This window comes from Brevibacterium sp. MGP-B1, assembly GCF_057766545.1.
Genome location: NZ_CM173407.1, coordinates 942,622 through 957,853, shown reverse-complemented (window position 1 = coordinate 957,853; position 15,232 = coordinate 942,622). Strand labels below are relative to the sequence as shown.

Sequence of the window (15,232 nt, the reverse complement as noted above, 5' to 3'; positions counted from 1 at the left end):
CCGATGCCCCGCACCGTCTGCACGACGGGCCCCGACCACCCGGTCGGGGCCCGTCGTTCATCCTGTGTTCAATTCGACCCCTGATCCCGTTCAATTCTGTGACCGATGATGTTCGGACGCCATGTCATCGAGTACGAACGAGAGTGAGTCATTGTTCGGTTCACGCCGGTTGGACGACGAGTCCCCCGCAGCTCCCACCCGGGTCGACCTCTCCCCCGCGGAGCCGACGGCAGGACCTGCCCGAGCCGGAAAGCCGACGACGGAGCCTGCCCCGGCCGCGAAGCCGAAGAATCCGAAGGCGCACCGCTACGACGTCGATGTCATGCGAGTGCTCGCCGGGCTCACGGTCATGATCGGCCATTCGGGCGGCGTCCTCATCGGCCGATCCGACGAGGGCAGCGATGCTTGGTGGCTCGGCCACCTCGCCGAGGCGGTCAATCCGTGGGCCGTGCCGATGTTCTTCATGATCGCCGGCTGGGCCGTGCTCGCCGGTGCATCTCCGCGCACCGAAGCGAAGATGTGGGACCGCATCGTCCGCCATGTCGTCCCGCTGGCCGCCTGGTCGGTCATCTTCGTGCTCGGCTTCAACCTCTTCGACACCGATGAAGTCGATGTCCGCCATGACCTCGTCCGCAGCTTCCTCGAGGCCGGTCGCCCGGCTTTCCACCTGTGGTATCTCTACGCGTACATTCCGCTCATCCTCGTCTTCGGCGCGCTCGTCCTGTTCTGGAAGGGACAGCGACCGTGGAAGCTCGCGGCTCTCGCTCTCGTCCTCGCAGGATCGACCGTGTGGGCACCGTTCGCCCTCGAGATCATCGGCTCCGACCAGGACGCGTGGAAGTGGGGTTTCGCGACATATCAGGTCGTGTACTTCGTCGTCGGGGCCTTCGTCATCCAGCACGCACATGAGCTGCGTCCGCCGATCTGGACGCTGTGTCTGCTCTTCGCGGTGTCGGCGCTCGGTGTGCTGTGGTGGGAGTCGCGACGGTCCTATCCGATCGAGAACGCGAACCCGCTCATCGTCGGACTCGCGGTCAGCGTCATCCTGCTCGTCTCGCGCATCCGCCTCGGCGAGCGGGCCAAGAAGGTCTTCACGACGATGGCGACGGCATCATTCGGTGCATTCCTCGTCCACGTGTTCTTCCTCGAACTCTTCTTCGAGCGTCTCTTCGACGTCGATGCGACACCGGTCCTGCTCGTCATCCAGTATGTGGGACTGCTCGCGCTCATGGCGGCTCTGTCGTACGCGCTGAGCTTCGCCTGGGGAAAGCTCCATCTGCGCCGAATCCTCGGCTGACCTCAGCCCCCAGATGAAGACTGGCACAGCTCGGAGTCGGGCTCAGCCCTGGATGTAGTCGACACCACCCGGCCGTGAAGCCGCACGCTCGAGCAGCTTTGCGAGCATATGGTCGGAGGTGACGTGCTCGCCGAGGCGGTTGGGTTTGCCCGTGCCGTGGTAATCGCTGGAGCCGGTGACGATGAGGTCGTGCTCATGCGCCAGACGTCGCATCGCCTCTCGCTCCTGCGGAGGGTTGTCCCTATGGTCGACCTCGAGTCCGTCGAGACCGGCGGCGATGAATTCGGTCATCGCCGAATCGGGTACGACCCGACCGCGCATGGCCGCGCGCGGATGAGCGAAGACCGAGACTCCCCCGGCCTCCCGAATCAGCCCGATCGCGGTGATCGGATCGATCGTCGGCAGGGATACATGGTATTTTCCCTGGCTGCACAGAATCGACGAGAACGCTTCGGTGCGGGACTCGACGACGCCGGCTGCGACCAACGCATCGGCGATATGCGGACGTCCGATCGTAGCGTCCTCGCCCGAGACGGAGAGCACCGCATCCATGTCGATCGGATAGTCTTCGGCCAGTCGTTCGATGATGAGGTGGGTGCGGTCGAGTCTCGCCCGCCTCGTCTCCTGCACGACCTCGGCCAGACCCGTATCGTACGGGTCGTGGAGGTAGGAGAGCAGGTGCACGCTGATCCCCTCGTAGCGACAGGAGATCTCCATTCCCCTCACCAGGCCGAGCCCGTAGACGCGGGCGGCATCTTCGGCAAGGGTCCATCCTGCGGTGGTGTCGTGGTCGGTGAGTCCGACGACGTCGATGCCCTCCATCGAGGCTTCTGAGATGAGTTCGGACGGGGTCTGGGTCCCGTCCGAAAACGCGGTGTGCACATGGAGATCGATGACCATGGTCACAGTCTATCTGCATCTGTCGTTCCGACTTCCACCTGTACACACCATGTCACTCCGCCCGTCTAGACTGGCGGCATGACAGAGCAGAACTCAGATACCCCAGACTCGACTCAGGACCTCGCAGACCGCGTCAACAACCGCTCGCATCGCCCGAACTCCGCAGCCTTCCGCGACTTCGTCGCCTCCGGTTGGGATCGCACTCCCCTCAACGCCGAGGCTCTCGCCGCCGCCGGTTTCACCCCGGCCCGTCGGGACGCGGTCTCGGCGGCGTTCCCCGGCGAACGGCTCGTCGTTCCCGCCGGCGGACTCAAGGTCCGCTCGAACGACACCGATTATCGCTTCCGCGCTCATTCCTCGTTCATCCACCTCACGGGTCTGGAAGCCGATTCCGAACCCGACGCCGTGCTCGTCTTCGAACCTGAGGGCGACGGCCACGATGTGACGCTGTACTTCCGTCCCCGCGCCGGTGCCGATACGGAGGAGTTCTTCTCCGATTCCCGCTACGGAGAGTACTGGGTCGGACCGCGTGCCGATCTCGAAGCGATGTCCACCATGACCGGCATCGCAACGGAGAGCTCCGCCACCGTCGATGACGCCATCACAAAGGATCTCGGGGCCATCTCGGTGCGCCTCGTCCGACAGGCCGACGTCCGCATCGACGGAGTCATCGATCTGGCTCGCACCCAGGTCCAGGCCGATCTCGAGACGTCCGAGGCCGGAGACGCCGAACTCGCCCAGCTGCTCTCCGAGCTGCGCCTGATCAAGGACGACCACGAGATCGCGCAGCTGCGCGAAGCCGTCGCCATCACCCGCGCCGGTTTCGACAACGTGGTGGCAGCACTGCCGAAGGCACTCGGACACCGTCGTGGTGAGCGTGTCGTCGAGACCGCGTTCGAGACCGCCGCTCGCTCCGACGGCAACGGAGTCGGCTACGACACGATCGCCGCCTCGGGCAACAATGCCTGCACCCTGCACTGGATCCGCAATGACGGTCAGGTCCGGGACGGTGACCTCATCCTCGTCGATGCCGGAGCCGAAGCCGATTCGCTCTACACCGCGGACATCACCCGCACCCTGCCCGTTTCGGGCACCTTCACTCCGGTGCAGGCGAAGATCTACGATGCCGTGCTCGACGCCTCCGATGCCGCATTCGCCGTGGCCGCTGAGCACCCCCACCGGCCTGTGAAGTTCCGTGAGGTCCACGAGGCGGCCATGGAGGTCATCGCGAAGCGTCTCGAAGAGTTCGGCGTGCTTCCGGTCTCCGCAGCCGTTTCGCTGTCACCGGAAGGGCAGCAGCACCGCCGGTGGATGGTCCACGGCACCAGTCATCACCTCGGCCTCGACGTCCATGACTGTGCGCAGGCGAGAGCGGAGATGTACTTGGACGCCACCATCGAACCGGGAATGGTCTTCACCATCGAACCCGGACTGTACTTCAAGTCCGACGACCTGCTCCTGCCCGAGGAGTTCCGCGGCAACGGTGTCCGCATCGAGGACGACGTCCTCGTCACCGCCGACGGAGTGGAGAATCTCTCGGCCGACTTCCCCCGCACCCGCGCCGAGATCGAGGCCTGGGTGCAGGGGCGGGCCCAGGACCGCTGATGACCTCGGATACCGCTCGCGGTTCGGGCCACGAGGCACGACCCGGCCCGTTCCGCGGGCGCGGAATCCTCGAAATCCCCGGTATCCGCCTCGGCCATGCAGGTGAGCTCACCGACACCCGGCTGACCGGGATCACCACCGTGCTGCCGCCGAGTGGTTCGACCATCGGCGTCGACGTCCGCGGGGGCGGTCCCGCCACCCGTGAGACCGATGTCATCGCGCCGGGAACACATTCCTACGGCGCCGATGCCATCGTCCTCACCGGCGGATCCGCATTCGGGCTGGGGGCCGTCTCCGGAGTCGTCGACACGCTCGCCGAGGCGGGACTCGGATTCCCTGCTCCCGGACTTGCCGATGCGGTCATTCCGATCGTTCCCGCCGCCGCGATCTTCGACCTCGGCCGCGGAAACGGTTCCGTGACACCGCCGAGACCCGACGAAGGCGCCGAGGCGACACGAGCGGCGCTGTCCGGACGGACAGACGAGGTCCGAGGCAGCATCGGGGCAGGTGTCGGAGCCCGGTCCGGGTTCCAGAGCGTGCGCGGAGGGCTCGGATCCTATGCCGTCCGGCTGCCCAGCGGAACCACGGTCGCGGCACTCGTCGTGGCGAATTCGCTGGGAACGATCGGCACGCCGTCGGGCGGTCTGTGGTTGGACCCTCTGCTGCGCTCGACCGGTCTCGATCTGCCGAAGGTGCTGAATCTCCCCGCCACTCCTCCGGCAGACCCGGGGACTGCAGCGAAGAACACGACGATTGCGATCGTCGCAACCGACGCACGACTCGATACGGCGCAGACCACGCGGATGGCATCGGGTGCGCATGCCGGCATCTCCCGAGCTGTGCAGCCTTCGCACACCCTCTTCGACGGCGATACGGTCTTCGGCGTCGCCACCGGAGCCCAGGATCTGCCCTCCGACCGTGACGCCGCCACCCGAGAGCTCGTGATGATCTCCGCGGCGGCGGCCGATGCGCTGAGCTTGGCGATCCTCGACGCTCATGTTTCGGCGACACCCGTCGACGGCTCGTGGGGGCACCCGCCGACGCTGAGCGAGATCGCACCGGATTTCACTTCGGAGTTCAACGCTCTCTGAATATGGAGACGGGGCCCGCCGTTCGGCGGGCCCCGCTGCTCTCTCTTCACCACAGCTGTCAAGCGGCGTCTTCCGACTGCCGCGCGGAGCTGCTGCTCCTTCTTCAGCTGTCAGTCATTGCGCGCCGACTGTGCCTCTTCGGAGTCGAGACCCTGCGGATCCCGGACTTCCTTCTTCTGCTGAGCATCGAAGCCGTCCTGACGCAGCAGCTTCTGCGATTCGGTCTTCGCAGCGGCTTCATCCTCGACCACGGTGAATCGAACCGACTCGGTGAAGTCACGACCATAGCGGTCGGTTCCGGTCACCTCGGCGGTGTGGGTTCCCAGGTCGAGGTCCGAGGGGATCTCGGTCCGCCACAGGTGCGAGCTCGACTGGCCCACATTGCCGGAAGTGCGCAGATTCTGTGACGCCGTGTACGGATCGGTGTACTCCCAGCCCTTGGCCAAGGCCTCGCCCTTGCCCGGCTGAGTGTGCTCGGAGGTCTTCGGCGCCTTGCCGTCGAAGCTGACCTCCACGCGAGCGTCCGAGGTCCCGGCGAGGAAGCTCGAGGTCAGCCACGTCTCGCCCTGTTTGAGGTCGTCACGGGTGACGACGCGTTCGGAGATCTCCTTCGGAGCAGTGCCCGCCTTGTCCGCGTCCTGCCAGTCCTGGGCCTTCTGCGCCCAGTCGCGCCACTCCGGCGAGTTCACACCGAGCAGCAGCTGGTGATCGTCGGATTCGTTGCGCACCGTGTAGCGTTCGCTGCGTGAAGCACCGTCGTATTCGAGGGTGAGAACGCCCGGCTCGGAACCGTCCTGAGTGAACGAGTACGGCAGCCCATCCGTGTTGAGCCCGCCGGAGTACCAGTCGCCGGAGACGGCACCGGCGACGATCTGCGTGTTCGGCAGCTTCTCGATTCCGGCTTCGGCCCATTCCTTCCGCGTCTCACCGGCCACGAGGTTCTCCTGCGTGTGCGTGTGCCCGCCGACGGTCACAGCGTTCGGGTAGTCGGCGATGACGTCGTAGAAGTCCTTCGCATTGTCGACGACGACCTGCTTGTGAGTGAGGATCGGCGCGTGGGTGGCAATGACGACCTGCGCGTTCTTCGGCACGTTCTTCAAGTCGTTGGCCAGCCAGGTCAGCTGCTCGTCGGTGATGTTCTCCTTGTACTTCTTCTTGTTCGCCTTGCCCTCGTATTCGATGCTGTCGAGGACGACGAAGTGGGTCTTTCCCACATCGTAGGAGAAGTAGGAGGGACCGAACTGGTCGCGGAACGTGTCGAGGGCGTGAGCGTCGTCGACGGCGTCGTAGTCCTGGTCGTGGTTGCCCGGGGCCACGCGCACGGGTCCATTGGTCTGCGAGTAGATGTCGCGCAGCTCGTCGTTGAGGCTGAGGTCGTCGCCGACGTTGTCGCCGAGCAGCAGCACACCGCAGGCGCCGTAGTCGTTGCGGTCAGCGAGGTCGCCCACGGCACCGTCGCGGGCGTAGCCCATCTCCGTCTTGTCATAGCCCTGTGTGTCCGCGGCGATCGGGCAGTTCTGCTCCGATGCGGCGGAGGCCTTCGACTCGACCATCGGGAAGTTCACGGCCTTCGGCGTGTCCCCTGTCGGTTCGATGCCGCCGTACTTGAGGTCACCGGACCCTTCGGGCAGGTGGTTGTAGCTGAACTGGGCGACCTTGTCCTCGTCGACGGGAACCTGCCAGCCGGAAGGCTGGGTGATGGAGACGGTCATGTTGTCCCGCACGGGCAGCTCGTAGCGGCCCTCGCCGTCGGTCTGGACGACGTCGACGCCGTTGGACACCGCGACTCCGGCCACTCCCTTCTCGTCGCCGTCGAGCTTCGAGTTCTCGTTCACGTCATCGAAGACCTGACCGGTGAACTTCTTCGGGTCGGCGGCCTTGCCGCGGTCGACCTGGACGTGGCCTTCGTACATCTCGGCCGGGGCGTTCGCCGCTGTCGCCGCCGTGGGCGAGAGCAGCGGAGCGAAGAGCGCGAGTGCGGCGCAGGCTCCGAGGCCGGCAGCGGCGGAGCGGGGGTGGATTCGTCGTGTCTGCATGGATTTCTCCTGTATTCGACTGTGGCGGAATGTGCCGAGAACCGACCCTAAGGAGATGGGGCGACAACGAGGTGAAGCCGGCAGGACTGCTTGATGAATAGGAAAAGAGGCCGAGTGGAACCCCACGCCCACTGCGTTCATCGCCCGCGAATGTGATCTCGATTCAATTCGTGGAGGCGATCACTGAAAACTCCATGCACCACGTAGTCTGAGAACATGAGTGGTCCACCGAAAAGAGTCTTCGTCGCCCGACTCGTCTCCGCCCCCGTGTTCGACCCTCTCGGCGATCAGGTCGGCCGTGTCCGTGACGCTGTCGTCGTCTATCGTGCGACGATGCGGCAGTTTCCCCGAGTCATCGGCCTCGTCGTCGAAGTGCCGGGCCGTCGCCGCGTATTCGTGCCGATGGGCCGGGTCACCGCGATCGATTCCGGGCAGGTCATCACCACCGGCCTGGTGAATATGCGCCGCTTCGAACAGCGTGAATCCGAGACTCTGGTGATGAATGACCTGCTCGACCGACGGCTGCGTCTGCGCGAGGACAACTCACCGGTGCTCGTCGAGGACGTCGGCATCGAACAGCAGGTGAACAAGGACTGGGAGGTCACCAGGCTGTTCGTGCGTCGTGTGCCCGAACGCAGCGCCTTCGCCGCGTTCCGCCGCCGCGGCGAGACCAAGCAGATCGACTGGACGGATGCCGACCATCCTGTGGATTCCGAGGTCGATCAGGAAGCCACCCAGCTCATCGCCGCCTATCAGGACACGAAGCCTGCCGACCTCGCCGATGTGCTCTTCGAGATGAACGCCGCTCGCCGCCTCCAGGTGGCCCGAGCCCTCGATGACGAACGCCTTGCCGATGTCGTCGAGGAGCTGCCGGCCGAGACTCAGATCGAGATCCTCACTGGGCTCGAGACCGAACGAGCCGTGACCGTGCTCGAGGAGATGGCTCCAGACGATGCGGCCGACCTCCTCGGCGAGCTCAGTGATGAACAGGCCGAGCGATTCCTGACTCTGATGGAACCGGACGAGGCCGAAGATGTGCGTACGCTGCTGGCGTACGACGATGACACCGCCGGCGGTCTGATGACGACCGAACCGGTCATCCTCACCCCGGAAGCCACTGTCGCCGAGGCGCTGGCCCATGTCCGACGGGAAGACCTGCCTGCGGCTCTGGCCGCCGCGGTCTTCGTCTGCAGGCAGCCGGTGGAGACCCCGACGGGCAAGTATCTGGGTCTCGTCCACATCCAGGAGATGCTGCGTCATCCGCCGCACGAGGCCGTGGGCATCATGCTCGACACCGAGGTCGAGCCGCTGTCGCCGGAGACTCCGCTCGGCGAGGTGGCGAAGCTGCTGGCCGCATACAATCTGGTGTCGGTGCCGATCACCGACGACAACGATCGCCTCGTCGGTGTGGTCACCGTCGATGACGTCCTCGACGAGCTGTTGCCCGAGGACTGGCGAACCACCGGTCGAGACGATCGCAGCAGGGGGTAGATATGGCCGTCGATGATTTCGAGATCCCACGGTCGAGCAAGCGCCGACTGCCCAGCTTCACCGTCTCCCCCGAGACCTTCGGACGCGGTGCCGAAGCGTTCGCCCGGTTCATGGGCACTCCGGCGTTCCTCGTCGGGATGACCGTGTTCTGTGCGGTGTGGCTGCTGTGGAACACCCTGCTGCCGGAGTCGTGGCAGTTCGACCCGCGGTCGCTCAACTTCACGCTGTTGACCCTCATCCTGTCCCTGCAGGCCTCGTATGCTGCTCCGCTGATCCTGCTCGCGGAGAACCGCAGCACCGACCGGGACCGCGTCGAGTTCGAACATGATCGGCAGCGCGCCGAACGCAACCTGGCCGACACCGAGTACCTCGCACGAGAGGTGGCTGCGTTGCGCATCGCCATGCGTGAGGTCGCCACTCGTGACTTCATCCGCTCCGAGCTCAAGGATCTGCTCAAGGAGCTCGAGGAGGAGAGGCAGGACGAAGACAAGGCCGGCAAGGTCGACCCCCGGGCCTCCGAGCAGCGCCGAGGCGGCCCTCGAGGCGGATGACGAGACGACCGCCGAAGCGGTAGTGTTGAAGGCCCGGGAGCACTGTTCCGGGAAGGAAAGGACGTGGGCATGACTGGTCCCTCAGAGGACGCCGTGAGAGAGGCGCTGACCGGGGTCATCGACCCTGAGATCCGCCGCAGCATCGTCGAACTCGATATGGTCGAATCGATCGTGATAGAAGGCGGCAAGGTCACCGTCACAGTTCTCCTCACGATCGCCGGGTGCCCGCTGAAGGACACGATCACCAAAGACACCGAGACTGCGGTGGCCGGCGTCGACGGAGTCACCGAGGTGGCTGTCGTTCTGGGCACGATGACCCCCGAACAGCGCAAGGAGATGAAGGAGAAGCTGCAGGGCTCCGGCACCCGCGATATCCCCTTCAATCGCCCGGAATCGCTGACGAAGGTCTATGCCGTCGCGTCCGGAAAAGGCGGCGTCGGCAAATCGTCGGTGACCGCGAACCTTGCCGTGTCGCTGGCGGACAAGGGCCTGCGCGTCGGCATCGTCGATGCCGATATCTACGGCTTCTCCATCCCGGGCATGCTCGGTCTCTCCGGCAAGCCGACCCGAGTCGATGAGATGATCCTGCCGCAGGTCGCCCACGACGTGAAGGTGATGAGCATCGGCATGTTCGTCCCGCCGAGCCAGGCCGTCGTCTGGCGCGGTCCGATGCTCCATCGCGCTCTGCAGCAGTTCCTCACCGATGTGTTCTGGGGCGACCTCGATGTGCTGCTGCTCGATCTGCCTCCCGGCACAGGTGATATCGCGATCTCCGTGGCCCAGCTGCTGCCCGGATCCGAGCTCCTCGTCGTCACCACACCGCAGTCGGCGGCCGCCCAGGTAGCCGAGCGCGCGGGGTCCATCGCCACACAGACGAAGCAGACGTTGGCGGGAGTCATCGAGAACATGTCGTGGATGGAGATGCCCGACGGCACCCGGATGGAGGTGTTCGGCTCCGGCGGAGGTGCCAGCGTGGCCGAGAACCTTGCCGCTACCCTCGACCGTGAGGTTCCACTGCTCGCTCAGATTCCCTTGGACACTCGTCTGCGGGAAGGCTCGGACGCGGGCACCCCGGTCGTGCTCGGCAGTCCCGATTCGCCTGCGGCGAGGGCTTTCGACACCCTTGCGGACTCGCTGCGGCGACGCAGTCGCGGTCTGTCCGGCAGATCCTTGGGCCTGAGCCCGGTCTGAGTCAGTGTCTCCCCTCTCCCCTCGTGACACCCTCGTCTACTCTGTCTTCGCCGGCCTCAGCGCTCTGACCGTCCTCGTCCTCTTGGCCGGAGCTGTCGTCACTGCGCTTCGAGATGGCCCCACCCCCGGACGGTCGGCAGAACCCTCGCAGCGAGCGGTCGCCGCCGAGAACCGGGACACTCTCTCCTCGGTGCTGCGCAGCTATGCGGTCGTCTCAGACGAGCGCACGCCTCGACTGGACGTCCACACCTTCGGACTGCCCACGGCCGCCTCTTTGAACGCGGCGATCGAAGAACATGTGCTGTCCCTGATCGACGATTCCGGAGGCTTTGCCGACCGTGCTGCCTTCGACCCCGTTCAGACAGCACCTGTCCACAGGTGGCCGGCGACGGCTTTCATACCAGCGCAGACCAGCATCGATGACGCTCCTGCGTCTCGAGTCGACCCGCGTGCTGTGGACATCAGCACTCGGGTGTTGGCCAGCGGGGGGAAATTCATCGTGACCGCAGTCGATGTTCAGTCGCCGCATCCGCAGACAAGGCTGCTGCTGACCGATCTCGCCCACGACAGCACAGTCAATGCCCGCCGGCTCTTCGCCGCACCGGTCGACCCGGCAGCCGTCGGAGCCGATGACACCGGCACGCTGACGATGAATGACGACGCGGTCTCCGACACCGATCTGTCCTCCATCGGCGTCCGTGTCCAGAAGGCGCTGCACAGCAGTCTCGAACTGCCTCCGCCGATCGATCTGCGCTCCCCCGACTTCTCCTGCGCGCTGCTGCCCTGTGTGGCGCTGACCTATGACGACGGTCCCGGAGAGGCGAAGACCGAGCAGACGATCCTCGACGCCGCCGCTCAGGCGAACATCCGACTGACATACTTCTTCCTCGGGAAGAACACAGATGCCTACCCCGAAGTGGCCGAGCGCATCATCGCCGCCGGCCATGAAGTCGACGATCACACGTTTTCGCATGTGCAGATGGACAAGACCTCCTCGGCGACGATCCGCAGAGAACTCGACCGGACGGACAGTTCGCTGCGATCGGTCGGGGTGAAGGACGAGCCCCTCGTCCGTCCGCCGTACGGTGCCCTCGACAAACGCGCAGCACATGCTCTGGGCGACCCTGCGATCATCTGGGACGTCGATACCGGAGATTGGCAGCACAGAGATGCGAAGAAGACGGTCCGACGCGTGCAGTCTCAGACTCGGCCCGGATCAATCGTGCTCATGCATTCCATTCATCCGTCGACCGCGAAGGCGGCTCCGGAGGTGTTCTCAGCCGTGGCGGACAAGGGCCTCTACGCAGTGACCGTGCGCGAGCTCTTCTCCGGGATCGAGTGGAAGAAGGGCGGGTCGTACTTCTGCCGCGGCTACGGCGATGAGCTGTGCTCGAATCCCGAGCATCCCGCGGTGATGAAGAACTGAGCGGCTGACGCTTGCACGGAGGCGGGAATGCAACATTCCCAGCAGACGCCGTCGGCCTCAAGCCCAGGTGGCTTCCGAAGGGTGGCTCAGGTGGCTTCGGGGTCGAACGGTGCCGCAGCGGAACGGTCGCGCTGGTCGATCTGAGCTTGGAATCGTTCGATGGGTGACTTCTCTCGGGTGGGGGCCGCCTCGGTGTCGGTCTGAGCGGACAGGGCAGCACCGGAGGACTCAGCGGATGACGATTCCTCAGAGGCCCGCTCCTGACGTTTGGACTCGCGGATGGCCGCATCCTCTTCGACGAGTGCCTCACGTACGATGCGGCGGGGATCGTACTGGCGCGGATCGAGCTTCTGCCAGTCCACGTCCTTGAAGTCGTCGCCGAAATCGCGTCGGACGCTGTCTTTTGCGCCTTCGGCCATGCGACGCATCTGCCGCACGAAGTCCCGCAGCTTCTGAGCGTATTCGGGCAGGCGTTTGGGTCCGATGACGACCAACGCCACAACGACCAGAATCACCATTTCGGTGCCGTTGATACCGAACATGGTCTCAAGTCTACCGTGCACGGAGGTAGCATCGACTCATGGTCAGCTCAGGTTCGACATCCCGATCCTGCCGGGAGGTGCAGTGGACGAGATAGCCGTCGAACGAGTGCTGCGCGTCATCGAACTCGTGCCCACGGCGCGCGTCGTCGCCTATGGGACAGTCGGCGCCGTTGCCGACTGCTCGCCCCGCTACGTCGGACGGGTGATGCGTGAATTCGGATCGAACGTCACTTGGTGGCGAGTCGTCAACGCGGCCGGGATCCTGCCGCCTGAGATCTTCGCCCGAGCCCGCATCCACTGGGAAGAGGAGGGCACACCGCATTCTCATGAGCGGGTCGGACGCGCGGCGTTCCTCGATCTCGATGAACTCGATCGGCTGTGGCGCAGCCACGGAACCGACCCCGATTGCGGTTAGACTTGGGAGAACTCAGCACCAGAAGGGAGGGGCCGGTTGGCACGCGAAAATGCAGGTGATCTCACCTTCTCGGAACAGTACAACGGTCCCGATCCGCTGCTCGACGCCGCTCGCACCCACTCTCATGAGTTCGGGATCGCACCGGTGTCCCAAACCACGGCGAGGACGCTGACGCTGCTGGCCCGACTGCTCACCCCGGTTGCGGCGGTCGAGGTCGGCACCGGTGTGGGAACGTCGACACTGTCACTTCTGCGCGGGATGCCGACCGCCGGGATACTGACGTCGATCGACACGAATTCGACGACCCAGAGCGCAGCTCGAGACCTCGTCGACATGGCCGGAATCCGGCCGGGGCGATTGCGGCTGATGAGCGGTCGAGCCGAAGAGGTGCTCAAACGCCTTGCGCCTTCGGCCTATGACATGGTCTTCATCGACGTGGAGCCGGGCAACCTGGAGAGGATGATCCAGCCCTCGCTCCGACTGCTCGATGCCCAGGGCCTGCTGGTCATCCACAAGACTCTGCTCAAGGGCGCCGTCGCCGATCCCGTCGATCGCAGTCCCCGGACCCAGGCGGCACGGAGCATGCTCAACCGCATCGCGGAACAGGAGCACCTCGAGCGGGTGCTGCTGCCCATCGGAGAAGGGCTGCTGCTGCTGCAGAAGACCCGGTGAATGCGACAACAGCAGAGACTTACAGGTAAGTCTCTGCTGTTCGTGCGTCTCCGTCCGGCCGTGTTCCGCGGCCGTCGGCTCAGAGCCCCAGCGTCTGGGCGAGAGTGTCGTGGAGTCCGGTGGCTTCATCTCTGCTGAGTTCGATCACCAGACGGCCTCCGCCTTCGACTGGAAGCCGCATCACCATGCTTCGGCCTTCTTCGGTCACTTCCAGAGGTCCGTCGCCGGTGCGGGGTTTCTGGGCTGCCATATGGGCTCTTCCTTCCGTTGTCATTCAAAGACGGTTCACACCAGGTGGACCGAATGATGTACCTACGATTATTCCATGATCCGCGCGTTCCCGGTAACTCTCCCGCCCAACGGACGGTCACGGCGGCAGATCAGCAGGCGATCACGGCGGCCCGACCGACGGTCACGGCGGCAGATCGGCAGGCGGAGTGAAGTGCCACAGGTAGGCGACCCACACGATCTGAAGCAGGATATAAGCCACCAGCATCGCGGCCCGATAGCCTCGTGAGCGCACCAGCGACAACGTCAGGGCCAGCGGGAACAACGGCAGCAGCAGACGCAGAGTGGAGGTCTGCGGGTTGAAGAAGATGAGCAGGTACAGGCCGTAGCCGAGGCAGAACAGCTGCAGCGTCCGGCCCATATGCGCTCCCGCCGGGGAGAAGATCAACGCGAGCATTCCGGCGACGACGATGACGAGCAGCACCGGACCGAGCGGACCGATGAGGCTGATCGACCGAGCCACCCACTGGACGACGAACGTGGTCTCGCCGGTGTGCCAGGCCGCCTCGGTGTCGGTATAGGCCGTCAGCGATCCCGTTGCCCACCAGGCATGGACCGGGTGGATGAGGGCCGCTGCGCAGGAGAGCACACCCAGGGTCCAGGACCGGATCACCTCGCCGGTCGGATACGGATCGCTGCGGCGGCGGAGGAAGCGGTCGATGAGGTGGAAGAGCATGAAGAACGAGAACGCCACACCGATCGGCCGCGACAGATCCATGAAGGCGACGACCGGGATCGCGGTGAGATAGCGGCGTTCGACGACGAGGAAGAGCGCCGACGCCTGCAGCAGGAGGGTGAGTGATTCGGCATAGCCGGTGGAGAAGATCGCGGCCGGCGGGAAGAACATCACGAGCGCCAGGCCCATCAGCGCCTGACCGGCATCGACGTACTTCCGGAAGAGGTGGAGGATGACGATCGAGGCCAGACCAGCCGCGATCGTGGACACGATCGGCGAGATGACCTCGTAGCTCAGCCCCGTGAGGTCGGCCAGAGTGGACACGATCGAGGGGTGCAGCGGATAGAACGCCCACTGGTTCTCCGCGACCGCTCCGGATTCGTCGACGGGCAGGATGCGGGGATAGCCCTCATCGGCGACGCGCCCGTACCAGCCGCCGTCCCAGAAATTGAGGAAGTCATTGAGCGTCGTCGTCACCGGCGACGACGACCAGTTCGCCGGGTCCTGCCGTTTGAGGACTGCGGCGAAGATCGACATGCTCACGACGCGGGAGGCGAAGTACACTGCCACGGCCTGCAGCCATACGGGCAGAGCCATGAACAGTGCGCCGAGGCGGCTGAAACGGGAGGAGTCGAAGACTTCGGGGGCGAGGGTGATTCCGGGGAGGTCTGCGGGGCGGCTCATCGTGGTCCGGCAGCCGTTTCCGGTCCGTCAGGGGCGGTTGTCGGGCTGGTTGGGAGTGCCGCCTCGGCGGGGGCGGCTGCGGCTTCGAGTTCGCTCAGGCGCACCCGCAGCATCGCCATGGCAGCGTCGACGTCTTCCATCCGGTAGCCGCGCAGGGCGGGACGGAACCTCACCGATTCCAGGTCCTTGCTGGTGAACTCCGCCGGCAACCCGGTCCAGCTCTCTTCAGCCTCGTCGACGGTTTCGGAAGAGAAGACGTTGAAGGTCGCTGCGACGACGAATACGAGGACGAAGACCGCAGCTGCGACACCGATGACAATCCACAGAGGCATGCCCCCATTTTCACATAGGCGCCTGCACGGAATGC

The 15,232-nt window shown here is 65.1% G+C and carries 15 protein-coding genes; 9 read left to right on the top strand and 6 right to left on the bottom strand.

Annotation, left to right across the window (positions count from 1 at the left end; translation table 11 throughout):
- Positions 1 to 151: 151 nt before the first annotated feature.
- Positions 152 to 1,297, top strand: a complete 1,146-nt coding sequence (locus AC3CD9_RS04430; protein ID WP_488366503.1) for an acyltransferase — start codon at positions 152 to 154, stop codon at positions 1,295 to 1,297.
- A gap of 42 nt (positions 1,298 to 1,339) precedes the next feature.
- Here the strand turns inward: AC3CD9_RS04430 and AC3CD9_RS04425 are convergent, their stop codons facing one another.
- Positions 1,340 to 2,197, bottom strand: a complete 858-nt coding sequence (locus AC3CD9_RS04425) for a PHP domain-containing protein (protein WP_488366502.1) — start codon at positions 2,195 to 2,197, stop codon at positions 1,340 to 1,342.
- Between the two features lie 78 nt (positions 2,198 to 2,275).
- On the opposite strand from AC3CD9_RS04425, the gene AC3CD9_RS04420 reads away from it, so the two are divergent.
- Together AC3CD9_RS04420 and AC3CD9_RS04415 are read left to right on the top strand one after the other, a co-directional pair.
- Positions 2,276 to 3,802, top strand: coding sequence for an aminopeptidase P family protein (locus AC3CD9_RS04420; protein ID WP_488366501.1), 1,527 nt, complete (start codon positions 2,276 to 2,278; stop codon positions 3,800 to 3,802).
- Positions 3,802 to 4,893, top strand: coding sequence for a P1 family peptidase (locus tag AC3CD9_RS04415; RefSeq protein WP_488366500.1), 1,092 nt, complete (start codon positions 3,802 to 3,804; stop codon positions 4,891 to 4,893). Before AC3CD9_RS04420 ends, AC3CD9_RS04415 begins: the two co-directional genes overlap by 1 nt.
- Before the next feature lie 110 nt (positions 4,894 to 5,003).
- Here AC3CD9_RS04415 and AC3CD9_RS04410 read toward each other — a convergent pair whose 3' ends face one another.
- On the bottom strand, positions 5,004 to 6,929 hold the full coding sequence (locus AC3CD9_RS04410) for a calcineurin-like phosphoesterase C-terminal domain-containing protein (protein WP_488366499.1): 1,926 nt from the start codon (positions 6,927 to 6,929) through the stop codon (positions 5,004 to 5,006).
- 216 nt (positions 6,930 to 7,145) lie between these two features.
- Here AC3CD9_RS04410 and AC3CD9_RS04405 point away from each other — a divergent pair, with 216 nt between their 5' ends.
- The 4 genes from AC3CD9_RS04405 (at position 7,146) to AC3CD9_RS04390 (ending at position 11,588) form a co-directional block, all read left to right on the top strand.
- Positions 7,146 to 8,420 (top strand): magnesium transporter MgtE N-terminal domain-containing protein, encoded by a 1,275-nt coding sequence (locus tag AC3CD9_RS04405; protein ID WP_101544936.1) that lies wholly within the window; start codon positions 7,146 to 7,148, stop codon positions 8,418 to 8,420.
- Positions 8,421 to 8,422: 2 nt separating this feature from the next.
- Positions 8,423 to 8,971, top strand: a complete 549-nt coding sequence (locus AC3CD9_RS04400) for a DUF1003 domain-containing protein (protein WP_488366498.1) — start codon at positions 8,423 to 8,425, stop codon at positions 8,969 to 8,971.
- Between the two features lie 69 nt (positions 8,972 to 9,040).
- A complete protein-coding gene (locus AC3CD9_RS04395) occupies positions 9,041 to 10,162 on the top strand; it encodes an Mrp/NBP35 family ATP-binding protein (RefSeq protein ID WP_488366497.1) in 1,122 nt (373 codons plus the stop codon).
- Positions 10,163 to 10,166: 4 nt separating this feature from the next.
- Positions 10,167 to 11,588 carry a polysaccharide deacetylase family protein gene (locus tag AC3CD9_RS04390; RefSeq protein WP_488366496.1) on the top strand — a complete coding sequence of 474 codons (1,422 nt, stop codon included), beginning with the start codon at positions 10,167 to 10,169 and terminating at the stop codon, positions 11,586 to 11,588.
- An 86-nt stretch (positions 11,589 to 11,674) separates the two neighbouring features.
- On the opposite strand, the gene AC3CD9_RS04385 is transcribed toward AC3CD9_RS04390, so the two are convergent.
- On the bottom strand, positions 11,675 to 12,130 hold the full coding sequence (locus AC3CD9_RS04385) for a twin-arginine translocase TatA/TatE family subunit (RefSeq protein WP_488366495.1): 456 nt from the start codon (positions 12,128 to 12,130) through the stop codon (positions 11,675 to 11,677).
- An 82-nt stretch (positions 12,131 to 12,212) separates the two neighbouring features.
- On the opposite strand from AC3CD9_RS04385, the gene AC3CD9_RS04380 reads away from it, so the two are divergent.
- Together AC3CD9_RS04380 and AC3CD9_RS04375 are read left to right on the top strand one after the other, a co-directional pair.
- Positions 12,213 to 12,545, top strand: a complete 333-nt coding sequence (locus AC3CD9_RS04380; protein WP_488366494.1) for an MGMT family protein — start codon at positions 12,213 to 12,215, stop codon at positions 12,543 to 12,545.
- Between the two features lie 36 nt (positions 12,546 to 12,581).
- Positions 12,582 to 13,217, top strand: coding sequence for an O-methyltransferase (locus AC3CD9_RS04375; RefSeq protein ID WP_410710187.1), 636 nt, complete (start codon positions 12,582 to 12,584; stop codon positions 13,215 to 13,217).
- A 79-nt stretch (positions 13,218 to 13,296) separates the two neighbouring features.
- On the opposite strand, the gene AC3CD9_RS04370 is transcribed toward AC3CD9_RS04375, so the two are convergent.
- From AC3CD9_RS04370 to AC3CD9_RS04360, 3 genes are all read right to left on the bottom strand, one after another.
- Positions 13,297 to 13,467 carry a DUF3117 domain-containing protein gene (locus tag AC3CD9_RS04370; protein WP_064485784.1) on the bottom strand — a complete coding sequence of 57 codons (171 nt, stop codon included), beginning with the start codon at positions 13,465 to 13,467 and terminating at the stop codon, positions 13,297 to 13,299.
- 162 nt (positions 13,468 to 13,629) lie between these two features.
- The gene (locus AC3CD9_RS04365; RefSeq protein WP_488366493.1) at positions 13,630 to 14,865 is read right to left on the bottom strand and encodes a hypothetical protein; all 1,236 of its coding nucleotides are present in this window, start codon (positions 14,863 to 14,865) and stop codon (positions 13,630 to 13,632) included.
- Positions 14,862 to 15,197 (bottom strand): DivIVA domain-containing protein, encoded by a 336-nt coding sequence (locus AC3CD9_RS04360; protein WP_488366492.1) that lies wholly within the window; start codon positions 15,195 to 15,197, stop codon positions 14,862 to 14,864. Before AC3CD9_RS04360 ends, AC3CD9_RS04365 begins: the two co-directional genes overlap by 4 nt.
- Between the last annotated feature and the right edge of the window lie 35 nt (positions 15,198 to 15,232).

Bases quoted from the DNA above. Each gene is read 5' to 3' on its own strand.
- AC3CD9_RS04425 (WP_488366502.1), bottom strand. From the start codon at position 2,197: ATGGTCATCGATCTCCATGTGCACACCGCGTTTTCGGACGGGACCCAG.
- AC3CD9_RS04420 (WP_488366501.1), top strand. From the start codon at position 2,276: ATGACAGAGCAGAACTCAGATACCCCAGACTCGACTCAGGACCTCGCA.
- AC3CD9_RS04415 (WP_488366500.1), top strand. From the start codon at position 3,802: ATGACCTCGGATACCGCTCGCGGTTCGGGCCACGAGGCACGACCCGGC.
- AC3CD9_RS04410 (WP_488366499.1), bottom strand. From the start codon at position 6,929: ATGCAGACACGACGAATCCACCCCCGCTCCGCCGCTGCCGGCCTCGGA.
- AC3CD9_RS04405 (WP_101544936.1), top strand. From the start codon at position 7,146: ATGAGTGGTCCACCGAAAAGAGTCTTCGTCGCCCGACTCGTCTCCGCC.
- AC3CD9_RS04400 (WP_488366498.1), top strand. From the start codon at position 8,423: ATGGCCGTCGATGATTTCGAGATCCCACGGTCGAGCAAGCGCCGACTG.
- AC3CD9_RS04395 (WP_488366497.1), top strand. From the start codon at position 9,041: ATGACTGGTCCCTCAGAGGACGCCGTGAGAGAGGCGCTGACCGGGGTC.
- AC3CD9_RS04385 (WP_488366495.1), bottom strand. From the start codon at position 12,130: ATGTTCGGTATCAACGGCACCGAAATGGTGATTCTGGTCGTTGTGGCG.
- AC3CD9_RS04370 (WP_064485784.1), bottom strand. From the start codon at position 13,467: ATGGCAGCCCAGAAACCCCGCACCGGCGACGGACCTCTGGAAGTGACC.
- AC3CD9_RS04365 (WP_488366493.1), bottom strand. From the start codon at position 14,865: ATGAGCCGCCCCGCAGACCTCCCCGGAATCACCCTCGCCCCCGAAGTC.
- AC3CD9_RS04360 (WP_488366492.1), bottom strand. From the start codon at position 15,197: ATGCCTCTGTGGATTGTCATCGGTGTCGCAGCTGCGGTCTTCGTCCTC.